The sequence below is a fragment of the Stappia sp. ICDLI1TA098 genome, from assembly GCF_054880955.1.
In genome coordinates, this window is the sequence record NZ_JBTZBT010000006.1 from 1 (window position 1) to 13,849 (window position 13,849).

At 52.6% G+C, this 13,849-nt stretch carries 16 protein-coding genes; 10 read left to right on the forward strand and 6 right to left on the reverse strand.

Features of this window, described 5'->3' with window-relative positions; translation table 11 throughout:
• Positions 1 to 604 (forward strand): hypothetical protein (locus tag ACSLUQ_RS20325; RefSeq protein ID WP_461809577.1); only part of this gene is annotated, 604 nt, incomplete at its 5' end.
• Positions 605 to 643: 39 nt separating this feature from the next.
• Here the strand turns inward: ACSLUQ_RS20325 and ACSLUQ_RS20330 are convergent.
• Complete coding sequence (locus ACSLUQ_RS20330; RefSeq protein ID WP_461809578.1) at positions 644 to 1,039, reverse strand: hypothetical protein; 396 nt, start codon at positions 1,037 to 1,039, stop codon at positions 644 to 646.
• A gap of 46 nt (positions 1,040 to 1,085) precedes the next feature.
• Entirely contained in the window at positions 1,086 to 1,421 is a 336-nt protein-coding gene (locus ACSLUQ_RS20335) for a hypothetical protein (RefSeq protein WP_461809579.1), read from the reverse strand.
• A 102-nt stretch (positions 1,422 to 1,523) separates the two neighbouring features.
• Here ACSLUQ_RS20335 and ACSLUQ_RS20340 point away from each other — a divergent pair, with 102 nt between their 5' ends.
• Both ACSLUQ_RS20340 and ACSLUQ_RS20345 read left to right on the forward strand, forming a co-directional pair.
• Positions 1,524 to 1,760 carry a hypothetical protein gene (locus ACSLUQ_RS20340; protein WP_461809580.1) on the forward strand — a complete coding sequence of 79 codons (237 nt, stop codon included), beginning with the start codon at positions 1,524 to 1,526 and terminating at the stop codon, positions 1,758 to 1,760.
• A 21-nt stretch (positions 1,761 to 1,781) separates the two neighbouring features.
• Entirely contained in the window at positions 1,782 to 2,039 is a 258-nt protein-coding gene (locus ACSLUQ_RS20345) for a hypothetical protein (RefSeq protein WP_461809581.1), read from the forward strand.
• A 331-nt stretch (positions 2,040 to 2,370) separates the two neighbouring features.
• On the opposite strand, the gene ACSLUQ_RS20350 is transcribed toward ACSLUQ_RS20345, so the two are convergent.
• Positions 2,371 to 2,874 (reverse strand): hypothetical protein, encoded by a 504-nt coding sequence (locus ACSLUQ_RS20350; RefSeq protein WP_461809582.1) that lies wholly within the window; start codon positions 2,872 to 2,874, stop codon positions 2,371 to 2,373.
• Between the two features lie 740 nt (positions 2,875 to 3,614).
• On the opposite strand from ACSLUQ_RS20350, the gene ACSLUQ_RS20355 reads away from it, so the two are divergent.
• The 5 genes from ACSLUQ_RS20355 to ACSLUQ_RS20375 all read left to right on the forward strand — a co-directional run bounded on the left by ACSLUQ_RS20355 (position 3,615) and on the right by ACSLUQ_RS20375 (position 8,895).
• Complete coding sequence (locus ACSLUQ_RS20355; protein WP_461809583.1) at positions 3,615 to 4,721, forward strand: replication initiator protein A; 1,107 nt, start codon at positions 3,615 to 3,617, stop codon at positions 4,719 to 4,721.
• Positions 4,722 to 4,793: 72 nt separating this feature from the next.
• Entirely contained in the window at positions 4,794 to 5,462 is a 669-nt protein-coding gene (parA, locus tag ACSLUQ_RS20360; RefSeq protein ID WP_461809584.1) for a ParA family partition ATPase, read from the forward strand.
• Entirely contained in the window at positions 5,410 to 5,697 is a 288-nt protein-coding gene (locus ACSLUQ_RS20365; protein ID WP_461809585.1) for a hypothetical protein, read from the forward strand. Before parA ends, ACSLUQ_RS20365 begins: the two co-directional genes overlap by 53 nt.
• A gap of 56 nt (positions 5,698 to 5,753) precedes the next feature.
• A complete protein-coding gene (locus tag ACSLUQ_RS20370; protein ID WP_461809586.1) occupies positions 5,754 to 8,222 on the forward strand; it encodes an N-6 DNA methylase in 2,469 nt (822 codons plus the stop codon).
• 112 nt (positions 8,223 to 8,334) lie between these two features.
• Complete coding sequence (locus ACSLUQ_RS20375; protein WP_461809587.1) at positions 8,335 to 8,895, forward strand: recombinase family protein; 561 nt, start codon at positions 8,335 to 8,337, stop codon at positions 8,893 to 8,895.
• Here the strand turns inward: ACSLUQ_RS20375 and ACSLUQ_RS20380 are convergent.
• The 3 genes from ACSLUQ_RS20380 to ACSLUQ_RS20390 all read right to left on the reverse strand — a co-directional run bounded on the left by ACSLUQ_RS20380 (position 8,881) and on the right by ACSLUQ_RS20390 (position 11,288).
• On the reverse strand, positions 8,881 to 9,183 hold the full coding sequence (locus ACSLUQ_RS20380; protein WP_461809588.1) for a hypothetical protein: 303 nt from the start codon (positions 9,181 to 9,183) through the stop codon (positions 8,881 to 8,883). The genes ACSLUQ_RS20375 and ACSLUQ_RS20380 overlap by 15 nt on opposite strands.
• Positions 9,180 to 9,530 (reverse strand): DUF2958 domain-containing protein, encoded by a 351-nt coding sequence (locus ACSLUQ_RS20385; RefSeq protein ID WP_461809589.1) that lies wholly within the window; start codon positions 9,528 to 9,530, stop codon positions 9,180 to 9,182. Before ACSLUQ_RS20385 ends, ACSLUQ_RS20380 begins: the two co-directional genes overlap by 4 nt.
• Before the next feature lie 333 nt (positions 9,531 to 9,863).
• The gene (locus tag ACSLUQ_RS20390; RefSeq protein ID WP_461809590.1) at positions 9,864 to 11,288 is read right to left on the reverse strand and encodes a MobA/MobL family protein; all 1,425 of its coding nucleotides are present in this window, start codon (positions 11,286 to 11,288) and stop codon (positions 9,864 to 9,866) included.
• Positions 11,289 to 11,863: 575 nt separating this feature from the next.
• On the opposite strand from ACSLUQ_RS20390, the gene ACSLUQ_RS20395 reads away from it, so the two are divergent.
• A complete protein-coding gene (locus tag ACSLUQ_RS20395; RefSeq protein ID WP_461809591.1) occupies positions 11,864 to 13,351 on the forward strand; it encodes a type IV secretory system conjugative DNA transfer family protein in 1,488 nt (495 codons plus the stop codon).
• Positions 13,348 to 13,849 (forward strand): hypothetical protein (locus ACSLUQ_RS20400; RefSeq protein WP_461809592.1); only part of this gene is annotated, 502 nt, incomplete at its 3' end. The genes ACSLUQ_RS20395 and ACSLUQ_RS20400, both read left to right, overlap by 4 nt.

Sequence of the window (13,849 nt, forward strand, 5' to 3'; positions counted from 1 at the left end):
TCCGCGCGGGATTTACCTAGACAAGAACTTACCAGACGATTTGCGCTTTCGGCTCAAGGCCACAAGGCGCAAATGGCGGTGGTTGCCGTTTGCCCTGATCTTGCCTGTATATGCGATTGCTTCAACTCTCGGACCTATCCTGGGCTTTCGATCTGACTATTGGATCGGTCGCCAGTATTTCCCGCCGTCCTTTTCCTGGACGCCGACGATCTTGCTCCTAGCTGTCGGAACGGTGTTTTTGATTTGGCTCTACAAGAAATTCTGGCTAGCAATCCCGATCCGGGTGACGCCGACGCACATCAACGTCAACGGCCAATCCTTCAACCGCAAGCATTATAGCGGGATGCGTGTCGGTTATGAGATCGGCGGCAATGAATCTGTACCTGTCGGCGGTCTGTTTGAGGGGGCGATCGGTGACACCAGCCTTGGCTTTGTAGGCCTACGCCTTCAATACGGACGATGGGGTGAAGACCTAGACTACATGGTCAACAAATACCACGCCAATGAATACGTCGTCTGGATGAATGAAATGATCGCGGCCGTGGGAGCACCGCCCGCAAAGGATGTTGCACCGGATCAAGGCGTCCGCGGCCAACAATTCTAGTGATATGAACTGACCGGCCCTGACCGCCGGTCGGTTCTCTCAAAGGCCCAAGCTCTTGTCCTGATCCTTGTCCTTTTTGAATTTCTTTGCGAGCTGTTGTGCTCTCTCTTCCTGCGCCGCCGCCTTGTTAAAATCTAACGGCGGATTGGGTTGCATTTTGTAACCCTGCTTGATCGCATCGGCATCAACTTCTTTATCACCGGTCTTCCGAAACAGTTCCCGATTATCTTTTTCCGGCTCTGACTGTGCTTTCTGAGCTGTCGTTTCAACCGCCTGGGACACTGATTTTTGCGGGGCTTTCCCGCCGCCAAGTCCAGGGGGCGTTAAATACTGCGCCCCCATTGATCCACTCGGCGCTTTGTCGTGCCGAACGGCGTTTTTGGGCTTGTGTTCCGGCGAGGTGTTATCTTTCTTCCCGCCCTCGTCATCGCTCATCACTGTATTCCTCCGGCTGCCTGCCCAAGAATATAGTTATACTTGCTCAATCATCCAAATCTTCGACCGCCTGATATTCCGCCCAGGTCGCCGGTGGCATCCAGTCGGGGCGGGGTAAACCCTTTTTCTCGCGCCGGACAAAGGCCGTATAGAGCGCACCAAAAAGCATATCGTGGTAACAGCCATCTTCGGGGCGATAATTTATGTCATTGTCTTTGAAAAATTGGGCGGTGTCGCACCCTTCAACCTCGGCCAGCCAATCAACATAAGCCCAAGCAATCCGCCACATTTTGAGAATACGTTTTGCGCCGATTGCATCCTCGATATAGCGCCCTTCCACTTCGTAAGGGTCTGTATCAAAGTAATCGAACCATGTTTTCATATATAAATGATATTATATATTACGACTAAAATTCAAATGTTAAAATAAAACGCCATAATTCTTCCGATTTGCAAGTTTCTGCAAATCAGGCACGCTTGATGGGTGAGTAAAAAGAAGAAACAGGCTCCGCCCTCAACACGGGCGGAAGGTGCGGAACGGATCGGCAAGCTCGTCCAGTATCTGTATGACTACAGCGGCAACCCTGCCGATATGTCGGCGGCTCTGCTCGATGCCGCCATGCGGTCTATCGACGGCGTTTCCGATCCCGAAGCCTATCATGCGCTCCTGCAGGAAACCTTGCAGGGCGCATATGACCGCCTTAAGAGGTTTGAGGGATAGCGGGGATATGGAACCAGGACAATGAGTGATCGGGAGGCGGAAAAGGCATTGCACGTTGCCTGGTCGGCCATGAACGAAGCGATGTTGCAGGCCATGACCAGCATTCATGCCGGTGAGGATCAGAGCGGGACATTGCAGGTGATTGCCGATGTCCTCAATCAGGGACTTGAGGCGATAGACAAGGCAGAGAAAGCCCTTGGCCTATCCTTCATCCCTAAAAAGCCAGAGAAGCCCTCAGGGGGGCAATCTGGATCGGAATCGGGCGAGATCCCGTTTTAGTTCTTGCCGCACTAGAATAATGCGTTTGTAACAACGATTGAGAGAATGATGTTTTTTGTTCGTATTGGATCAGTCCTGGCTTGGCTGGGATTTGTATTGGGGGTTCTTTTTCTGGGGATAGGGGTCTGGCTCGGCTTCAACCTACCGACCGATGATCCCGAGGCTATGGCGCAAGCCCAAGCATTCTATGATCGGCGCTATGGGGCAACGACTGGCGAAATGGTGAATAGGGGTATCTATCTCGTGCTAGGCTCTGTTGTTTTGGGCATTCTCTCGCATATAGCTAGAAATACATGATAAATTTTATATTATCATGATATATATTAGATGTTTACTTTATAGCACTGACCCCAACTTGCCAGTGTGTTGATGACAAGGTGGCATACCCTCCAGTTTTAGAAAGGGCTGCGACCGGCCAAGCGCCCATTCTCACATAAATATTGTTATTGTCTGCGTAAGGTACAACACCTGCGGCAACGCCATATGAGCCTTCACCTGTGGATAATACAACAATTTCATCGCCAACTGACCAACCATGTTGAGGTGTAATATTTTTCAGCCAAACCGTTATAACGGAGGGCTTACTTCCAAACGGGTGTGGAAATGTTTGTAGGCTGCTATTAGTATAAGAGACAAAGTTGCTTTTGTAGGAAACAGCATCGCTGCCGCCACCCATTTCAACCCAATCAGTATCATTGCAATAATATAGCTTATTTGCAGTGAAATCATAGCGTGTTTGGCTGGCTTGACCTGCGGGAGAACTGCAAGCTGCTTGTGCGGGTGCATTAAATACAAGAAAAATAAATGCGATATGCAATAAAAATATGAATTTCATAGCCATATTGTAAATAATAAATCGATTCTATGCAAAGATATATTCAAACCCTGAAAAGAGATCGCCTCCCATGCGGTCGGACGCTTTCATCCTCGAACCAATGGCGGACTGAAAGCGTCTATTCAGGAGATCAACAAAACCACAAATGTGGTTTTGTTGATCTGTGGCTTTTGAATTTCCCTGATCTTCGGAGCCGTCCTCGCCCCCATAAAAAGCCGACAGACGGACAGGCCGGACAAGGGCTTGAGCGAAGCGTCCCTTGTCGGGGCTGGCTGACTGGTGGCATGGGGAGCGAGAAGAGGACGGCGGGGAGGTTTAAGGGAAATCCGCCCCTGATCTTTGGTGAGTATGAGCGAACCGAGAGTGGAAATTCAAATCGCCCCGCTTTGCAGGGCGATTTACCGCTAGAGTATCCGCCGTTAGGCGGATTCCGATTTTAAGCGCAGCCCGAAGGGCAAGCCAAAAGGCGCAAAGCGCCTATGTGTTTTATATGTGTTTTGAATCGTGTTTCCGATTTTTGTCCAATCAATAGCGCATTGAAAAATAACGAAAAAATGAGTTTTTATAATCTTTTTGGTGTGTAGAGTGCCGAATCCCGGTGTGTAGAGTGCCGAATCCCGGTGTGTAGAGTGCCGAATTCAATTCGCCAACTTATCCACATTAACCCACATAACCACAAATACACATTTAATGGTGCTTTGGTGTGTGAAGTGACGAAAGCATTTGACAGGGTGTGTGAAATGACGAAACTGGTGTGTGAAATGACGAATGAGCTAGCCTTAGACGATTCACGCTCCGAGCGCTCTCCCCTGCTTCCCGATCGCCATCCGGAGCCGGATTTTTTTATCTGCGACATCTTCGACGCTGCGCCAAAGTCCGACACGGCCTCGATGGAGCATCCGCTTTTCACGCTCTCGACAAAGCCGGATTACAGCGAACGTTCGTATAAGAACGGGGATCGCTTTTTACGCCTCTCCCCCTCACCGCTTGGCCTGGCAACGGTGCATGACCGCGATATTTTGATCTACTGCATATCGCAGTGCATGGCGCGTCTGAATGCGGGCAAACAGGTGCATCGAACATTGCGCTTTAACGCCCATGACCTGCTGAAAGTGACGAATCGTCAAACAAGCAAACGAGGCTATAAGCTCTTCAAAGACGCTTTGCGTCGCCTCCAAGCCACCCAGATTGAAACCAACATCACCTCGGGTGGAAAAGAACTCTGGGAGGTGTTCAGCTTTATCGACAGTGCGAAGACGATCAAGGAAACGCGCGACGGCCGAATGCAGGCGATTGAAATCACCCTCTCCGATTGGGTGTTCAATGCCATACATGAAAAGGCCGGCGACATTCTCACGATCTCCCGCGACTATTTCCGCCTCCGCAAGCCACTAGAGCGCCGTTTGTACGAGCTGGCGCGGAAGATGTGCGGCCAGAGCACAAAATGGCATTTGCGGCTTGAGACGATCCATCACCGCACGGGGTCAAGCTCAACCCTCAAAGAGTTCCGCCGAATGCTCAGAGCGATCATCGAGGATAACCGGCAGCACCAGCATATTCCCGATTATGATTTCGAGATGACAGACGACTTGATCGTCATCCGGCCGCGCAGGGATTTCACGGAAACCTATTGCGAGCCGGAGACACCGAGTGCGATCGACAAGGTGATGCTCAAGCCATCCACGACAGAGGTCGCCCGCAAATTCGCGGGCGGGTATGACATTTATTTCCTGGAAGGTGTGTGGCGTGACTTCCTGATGCGTAAGCAAGCCGTTCCTGAAAACCCCGACGGATCTTTTATAGGTTTCGTCAAGAAATACGTCGAGAAGAACGGTCGCGCTCAATAACCACAAATGTGGGTTTGTGGTTATGGTGATTTTTCCATTTGCTCATTTGTATGAATCGCATACTCTTTCGGCATGATTATTTCATTCCTCAATCAAAAGGGCGGTGTCGGCAAAACCACCCTCTCGATCAACGTCGCGGCGTGCCTTGCCAAACAAGGCAACCGCGTTTTGCTGATCGATGCCGACAAACAGGGTTCGGCCTCGACCTGGGCGAGCCTGCGTGAGGAATCGCCGTTTCAGGTCGTAAGCCTGGCACGTGCCAACATGGCACGCGATGCTTTGAAGCTGGCGGCCGACTACACCCATACCGTGATCGACGGGCCACCTCATGCGGAAGAGATCGCACGATCCTGCATTGTCGCATCCGATTTCGTTGCTCTGCCGATCGAGCCGTCCGGCCTCTCGACCTGGGCGTCTGATCTGACCGTCAAACAGGTGCGTGAGGCGCAGGAATTCAAGCCTTCCCTTAAATGTGGGTTTGTGGTTTCCCGCAAAATTGGGAATACGGTTATCGGGCGCGACATTCGCAACATGGCCGCAAGCACCGGCATTCCGATCCTGAATGCCGATATTGAGCAACGCGTGGCCTTTGCGGAAAGCCTGACGATGGGACAAACGATCTTTGAATGGGCAGCGGGAGCGACTGCATCACGGGAGATCGAGGAATTAACGAAAGAGATAGAACGCCATGTCGAAGAAGACGTTTACGGCAGCGCCGAAGCCCAAACAGCCAACCGATGACCAAATTCTGGCTTTCGAGCGGGGCGGGGCAGGGCACGACAAGGCCACCAAGCCGCCGGAGAAGACTGTTGCCGAACCTTCGAAGCGTCTAAGCCTCGATCTGCCGGAGAGTATGCACACGCGCTTTAAAACGGCGTGCAGTGCGACCGGCCGCAAAATGGTGACGGAGCTTCACGCCTTTATCGAGCAACGGACGCAAGAGCTGGAAGCCGAAGCGGGTATAACCCGCAAATGAACAAAACAACAAATGTGGGTATTTTTGTGAAGAGCAGACTTAGGTAAACCATGGCGATGCACTCTGAAACCGACACCGTCATTAAGCGCATTTTGCCCTATCTGGCGCGGCGCGGCTATGATTCCGCCGCTGATATCGATTTCGAAACAGCGACAAAACATCCCGAAAGATACACAAAAGGGTACGTTGATCTCCTGGTGACCTGCGGGAAAAGCAAGCCTCAATTTTTGATTGAAGCCAAAAGAAGCTCTAAAAATCTAACAGCAAAAGATGCAAAGCAGGCGATCGATTATGGTCTTGCTAATGCTGTGCCGTTCGTGATTGTCACAAACGGGAAGGACATTCGCGCCTTCAATACCAAGAATGGCCAGCCCATTCGGTGGGACGGGGCTCTTAGCGAAAAAATCCCGAACAAAGACCAACTCCCTCACGTGATTAGGGCGCTGAAAGCTAATCCAAATGCTACTGATTTGCCTTTGGGCGACGGTGCGAAAAGCCTGCCGTTTCGTCCAGGTCTGCCGCTTAAGCAATTAAACGCCCTGTTTGCAAGGTGTCATAGTGCCATTCGAAAGATAGAGAAAAACGAAGAAACGGCATTTGACGACTTCTCGAGGCTGCTATTTCTGAAGCTGCTCGAAGAAAAATCAGATACGTCCGATTTCATGTTGCCATATTCATATCGCTTTCATGAGTTGGCGGTACGTCCTGAATCGGAAGCAGACCAAGTCCGCGATTCAGTTGAACAAATGATCCGCACCATCCGAGATAAGACACCGTTCGGTGAAGTAATCGGAGACCGGCTCAACTTGCGGAATGCGAAGACATTTAGATACATCGTATCGGAGCTTGCAGCTGTCAGCTTCCATGATAGCAGCCTGGATTCAAAAGGGGCAGCATTTGAGTATTTCGTCCGAGCAACCCTGAAAGGTAAGAAGCTCGGTCAGTACTTTACTCCGCGCCCTGTCGTGCAGTTAGCAAGCGTTTTGATCGGCCGGAAAAAAATATTCGGCTCTCTCCTAAGCGGTGACAATGTGAAAGTTCTCGATCCTGCCTGTGGAACAGGCGGATTTCTCGTCTTTTTTATGCAGAAAGCACTTTCATTTGCAGCCAAAGCCAAAGAAGATAAAATACTGAGCCAAAGTGCCTATGAGAAGCTTTGTACAAAAATAAAATCAACCACGTTTTACGGCTCGGATGCAAATGAAGGCGTCGCAAGCTCTGCAAAAATGAACATGATTATTGCCGGTGATGGTCACACGAACATCAGGGCAGAAGACAGCTTATCAAAGAGCTCTCAGAACTGGTCTGTAGATGCGCCGGACTGCGATATCATCATCGCTAACCCCCCATTCGGCACATCCGAAACAGCCTCTCTCTCAAGCTCTGATTGGAAGGACTACCCTCTAAAACTAGCTAAGGGACAGCAGCTCTTCCTGCAGAAGATGCTGTTGGCGACTAAGCCAAATGGGGACATTTGTACCGTTATTGATGACGGTCTTTTGAACACAGCTTCTTCTCAAAATTTGAGAAGGTGGATTTTTGAGAATGCGCGCGTCCGAGCTGTCGCCAGATTACCTGACGACACTTTCAAACCCAACAAGATCAATGTCCGCTCAAGCGTTTTGCTTTTGGAGAAACGGGAAAATCCAGACCCTGACCTCAACGAAGAATATGACGTCACCTTTATAGACCTAAAATCGCTTGGCTATTACGGCTCAGGCGAGCCAATTCGCGGCTTTAATCTATCCAGATTGCTGAAGGAAGTGGAAGAGAAAGCACTCGGAAACCGAGGCAAAGGCGAGAGAAGCGGTGAGGCCTGGGAAGCTTTCGACATCCCAGTTTCCGCTTTTAGAGCCGATAATAGCTTCCGCCTAGATTTAAAATATTGGAATCCAAAAGCTATCGAGGTAATCAACTCCATTAAGCAAAATGGGGCGGTTACTCTCAATACAATCAATATTTTGAAAACAAAGCGTGGTTCGAGCCCTAAGTCAGATTCCTATGTGGGTGATGTAGACGGATATGCTGCCGTCATCAAAGCGGGAACTTCAATCACACGATATGGCATGGTTATCCCGAGCGAGGACTTCATTGAAAAGGACGTGTTTGAAGAAATGGAAGCAGTATCGCTTCAAAAGGGTGACGTTCTAATTGCTTCAACTGGAACAGGAACGCTCGGCAAGGTCGGCGTTTACGATTTGGATATTCCTGGGGTAGCAGATGGACACGTGACCATAATCCGTCCGGATTTAACACAAGTCGATCCCTATTATCTGGCCGACTACCTACGAGCCGGCGGCGGTGCTGTGCAAATTAATCGCCTTTATACCGGCTCGACGGGCTTGATCGAACTCACCCCTGAAGATGTCGACCGCATTTATGTGGACACGTTGAATGGTAACATCGCAAAGCAAAAGAAGCTGTCGGATCAGCTGCGAAGTGCTGAAACGAACTATCAGAATGCCATTTCCGGCGCCGAGGGTGGATTGCTAGAGGCCAGAAATTTCTTCTTATCTCCGAGCTAGTCACGATGACGTGGCTGAAGCCGTTGCATATATGATCCTTTTTGCAACGCTGCTTGTGGATGAATAGAATCAAACACTTGGGCGTTGCAAAATCTTGTCGCAAAATATCCGCATGAAAATCGGATATGCTCGCGTTTCCACGATCGACCAGAATCCAGACGCACAACGCAACGCGCTGACGGCGGCGGGATGTGAAACGATCGTGACCGAAACGGCCTCCGGCGCATCGGAGAAACGGCCGCAGTTGGCAAAGCTGATGCGGTCGCTCGCGCCCGGCGACGTTCTCACTGTTTGGCGGCTCGATCGTCTTGGACGGTCGCTCCCGCATTTGATCGGAACGGTGCGGGATCTCGAAGACAAGGGCGCGCACCTGGTTAGCCTGACCGAAGGCATCGACACGACAACGGCACAAGGTCGGCTGACGTTTCACATCATGGGCGCATTGGCCGAATTTGAGCGATCCCTGATCGTCGAGCGCACGCAGGCCGGTTTACAGGCCGCACGCAAACGAGGGGTTCGGCTTGGGCGGCCTGCCCGTCTCACAGCATCACAGATCAAGCACGCGCGTACGCTGATTGATAGTGGCGAACGGGCTTCGACTGTGGCGCGATCCCTGGGCGTTGATCGCTCGACCTTGTATCGAGCGATCAAGGCTGCATCAGAAAAGGGATAGCTGACGAGATTGGCGTTCACGCTCATGCCACGCGGCCGACTGCGCGGCCGCATCGAGCCAAGCCATCACGAAGGCGACAGGGCCACCGTATTTTGCGATGTGCGTAACCGGTGGGAAATGGGATTTGTACCCGGTTTCCGTGACCGGCAAAGCTTGGCGGGTATCGCTCTCGATCTCAAGATGAGCAAACGCGATTCCGTCCATCTGGCCGCACCAGGTCGCGCAATAGCGAATTTCGAGGGGAATACCCCGCCATGTAGCGGGGTATGTTTCGTAAACGTGGCTCATGCAACGATCCTCCCCGCTGCGCGCGCCTCAACCGCGTAGGCACTGAGCGGCTTGGATGCAGTCCAATGCCGGTCACGCTCGATCGATAGGCCAAAGGGAAGGCTGACAGATTGCAGCTCCTCAAGGGAAACGCTGCCGAGCTCGGGATAGCCCAGATCGCAGAGACCGAAAGCGATATCCGGATTCTCAGGGTCAATCTCGGTCAAAAGCCACGTTCCCGCACCGCAAGGGTTGAAGAGCTTCACAACGGGCAGGAAGTCGATCTCTTGGGGTGTTCCCCGCATGGGTTCTTGTCGGCGACCATTCTCCATCAGTTGGTCGAATTGGGCTTTGGTGAGTAATTTCATTGTCTTTTCTCCTTTTGTTGTTTGCCCCTCATTGGGCACGGCGGAGAAAGACGGGCCGCATAGGTGGACGGCGCACAGATGCCAACACGGTGGCTTGCCAGTGGTGCGGGCAGGCTCTTGCGACGGATGCGCGGTCTGTCAAACGACAGGGCACACCTCGCATGAGGGAAACGACAAAAGGGGAAGAGGCAAAAGATTCCACCGACCTATTCAGTGGCGCAAAACGGACAAAGAAGCCGATAGCGAACACATCGACAAGCTCTAAACGCGGCACACTTACCCACAAATGTGGTTTTGTGGATGTACTTTAATAGCGCCTGGCAAAGCTGACATTCAACCTAATGACGGACCACGATCCCGATCACGGCTTTTGCTCCTGTCCCGCGCGATTTTCTCTGCCATTCTGATTTGCGAATCGAGACGACGTTCCGCCTGCTCGCGCTCGGTGGCGCGGCTCTGCCTCAAAGCCTCTGCCTGCAAGTCTGCCGACTTATGACGCTCACGCATTTCTAAAATGTCGGCACGGTAGTGATTTTTCACTTCGTCTTTCATGCAAGCGTAACGGCCTTCAACAGCCGCTGAATGGATGGATCGGTTGCTTCTGTGCGTTTGCACCAGTTCGACGCGCTCGGCTTTATGCCGACTTTTCAGATCTTCCATTTCCGCATTTTGCCGCTGTCGCGTCTGCCCCGTGATATCGATCACCCGCATGATCCTGGCTGTGAAGCGATTGTGACTTTTCTCAGTATCGATGCGCTCGGCTTGGTGTCTGGCAGTCAGCGTCGAACGCTTCTGTTTCCAATCATCACGAAGGGCATCCCGCATGGCCTGTTTTTCGTCACGGTAATTCTCTCGCACATCTGACAGGTCGGCTCGGATTTGTGATTTCAGCCTCCGGCTTTCCAGTGTTCGACGGCGAGCCTCCGCGATCAGACGGTTTTCCAAAACGCGATCAAGGGTGCGTTGCTCGCGTTCGAATTTGGCGGTTTCCCGCGTGCGGAAATCCGGTGAGCGCGCCGCCTTCTCAAGATTGAAATTGATGATCTCGGCGTTTCTTTCCTGACGGGTACGGCCAGCATCGATCATTGGATAATCGATGGTTCTGCCGTTACCCGTTTCAATGATCTTCGATTGTGGGCGCTCAACAAAGTTTTCGACGTGTTGCGCTTGCGGTCCAATATGAATCGTCGGCTCGCGTTCAATCCCTTGGGCTTCAAGCGTCCGCCGATCAATGCGGGCCTCATGCCCTGCCTGCTCAAGGGCTTTATTGGCATGATCTTCCCATTTGGCGCGAACCCATTCAGCAGCACTTGGCTCCATTCCGGCTTTGGCGCGATCACGCTTTGAATCGGAAAGACGCAAGACGCGCTTTCCGGTTTCAATATCGCGATCCCGTATGACCAGGTGGCAATGCGGATTGTGGGCATCCTTACCGGCGGCATGAATGGCGGCGAACCAGGGCACACGATTGCCGGTCAAATCACGGGCGAAATCCTGAACAAGCTGGATGCGCTGCTCGGGCGTGAGCTCACGGGGCAAGGCAATCCTCACCTTGTCTATCACCCGTGCATTTACGCGATCGATCTGCTCCGCCCGGTTCATCCAGGTGCGAGCCTGAGCTGGTTCTGTTGGCATCTGATGTGCCATTAGTTCAGGTTGCGCATCTGGTCTCGCGATATAACGCAAATGCGCGCCGGCTGTGCCGGCCGCGTGCGTCGATCGACCTATGCTTTTGAGGTTGAGCGAGTAGATCGCCATGCCTCGATGACCTCCGTGCGTTGGTTGCGAACTATCGTTCACATCCGCCGCGCGCCATGGTCACGGTAAGCGAGTGCGTGGCCCGAAAAAATGAGGATCAACCTGCTGTTGTTCGGGGATCAAATCGAACGCCAGACAGGCCATTTTTTCAAAGCAAAGCCGCCTTCGCCTTCCACCGATCCTTAGAGCACGGCTGAAACGCGAATGGCGTCATTGATGGAAACCACTGTTTCCATGAACGGCGCCAGCCGCAGAATGCGCGTCCAGGGGCGCTGACCCCTGGTCGTGGGTACGGGAAACGATTTTCCCGCGCGGGGTTTAACCCCGCCATTTGGAGCCTGTTTCGTAGCGCCATCATTGCTGGCGAAGAAACCGGCGACGTGTTCATGGGGTCATCGACGGATCACATGGACACCTCGGAGGCCCATGATAAATGGGCCGTAGCGCACGGGTTTTGGGACAAAACCCAAAAGTGCGCTCTACATTCAGTATCACCCTTTATGTTTAACATAAAGTTTATTATCGTGGATTGTAACCAGGGGCATGAACGCATCAAGAGATGTGGCAGGGGAACAATGATTTTTGATGATCTGCCACGCGGGCTACCAGGTTCGCACGAAGCGACTGGAACAGCGCCACGCGCTCTATGGATGCATCCTGCTATTTTGCAGGATTCCGATTTTTGGACCTACCGGACAGGCAAGATATTCCTTGGAACGTCCGGCGGCAGACGCATTGGCATCGAGGATAACCGGCATCTGCTGACAATCGCAGGTTCACGCGCAGGCAAAGGGGTGGCAGCGATTTTGCCGAACCTCCTGCTCTATCCAGGCTCGGTTCTCGTCATCGATCCGAAAGGAGAGAACGCAACTGAATCGGCCGAGAGGCGCGGCAAAGGTCGAAGGCTGGCCGACGGCGGAATGGGGCATGACGTCTTTGTCATTGATCCATTCAAAACGGCCGAGGTTGCGGATGAATATCGGGCCGGGTTTAACCCGCTCTCCGATCTTGATCCGGCCAGTGATGATTTCATCGACGAGTGCGACGCCATTGCTGACGCGCTCGTCGTTGCTGAACCGAGCAAAGAAAACGACCATTGGAATGCATCCGCCCGCCTTGTGCTGCGCGGATACATTGCCTGGGTCGCCGCATCAACGGATGTAAAAACCCGAGATCTCAACGAGGTGCGGCGGCTCTTGTTTTTGCCGTCCGGCGGGGACGGCGAAGTCGGCCCGTTTGAAATGCAACTGGCCGGAATGATACATCCGCCAGAAGATACGGAGCCCCCGATCGCGCACGGCGTCCCGCATGAGGCTGCATCCGCTCTTTCCAGCATGAGCGATCGCGAGCGGAGCGGTGTGCTTAGTCACATCCGCCAGCATATTGCATTTTTGGCGTCGCCGCCGATGGCGGCGACGCTTACCGGCGAAAGCCGCTCGCCGAATCTGACCGACTGGAAGAACGGCAAAACCTCTGTTTATCTGTGCCTTCCGGCCGCACGTCTGCACCGGCATTTCCGGTTTTTCCGCCTGTTCATCAATCGCCTGTTGGGAGCGATCGAGCAGGGCAAAAACGTCCCAGACACCCCCGCTCTTATGATCTTGGATGAAATGCACGTGCTGGGTCACATGAAAGCCCTGGAAACGGCGGCGGGCCTGGTCGCCGGATATGGGGTTCGGCTCTGGTCAATCTGGCAGGATTTGGCGCAGCTCAAGCATATCTACGGCGATCGATGGGAAACGTTCCTCGGTAACGCCTCGATCTTTCAGACGTTCGGACTCAATGACCTAACATCCCTGAAATATGTTTCCGATCGCCTCGGCACGTCATCAATGTTGTCGATTTCGCGGGGCGAGATCAGCATGGCGCAGGCGGCAGGCGGATACACCGGTGAGTCAAAAAGCATTCAATCCAGCCCGCTTCTGACGCCGGATGAGGTTGCCTATTACTTCTCCCGCCAATCGGGACACCAGCTCATCATTTACCCCGGAGCCGATCCGATATTCCTTGATCGGCTCCCCTATTTCGATCCGTCTTTTAGCAATGTGAGGCCATCCGAATGATGGAAAAACTGACCGAATTTTTCAAAACGAACACACTCCAAAAAGTCGCTGTAGTTATCGGAATCCTTGTGGTCTCAGGGTTGGCCTGGTTTACCTTTTTCTCGCTCATCGACAGCATCCGCATGAGTTGGGAAGCGCGGATGAGAATATTTTCTCTGCCAGTGTTTCTGATCGTTTTCGTCGGCATGATTGCGTTGGCGATCTATATCTCGCGGAAAATCCCCCAGCTTGGATGGTTTTGGTTTCCGAACGACGCAGCGCGCGACACTCCCGCAGCAAAGAGCGAGGTCAACTCCCCTGAGCCAAAAGCTGCGAAAGCTGATCTTTTCAGCAGAAAGATCAATCTCAACCGCAGTAGGGATGTCAAACCCCGCCTCTATCCGCGCGGGATTTACCTAGACAAGAACTTACCAGACGATTTGCGCTTTCGGCTCAAGGCCACAAGGCGCAAATGGCGGTGGTTGCCGTTTGCCCTGATCTTGCCTGTATATGCGATTG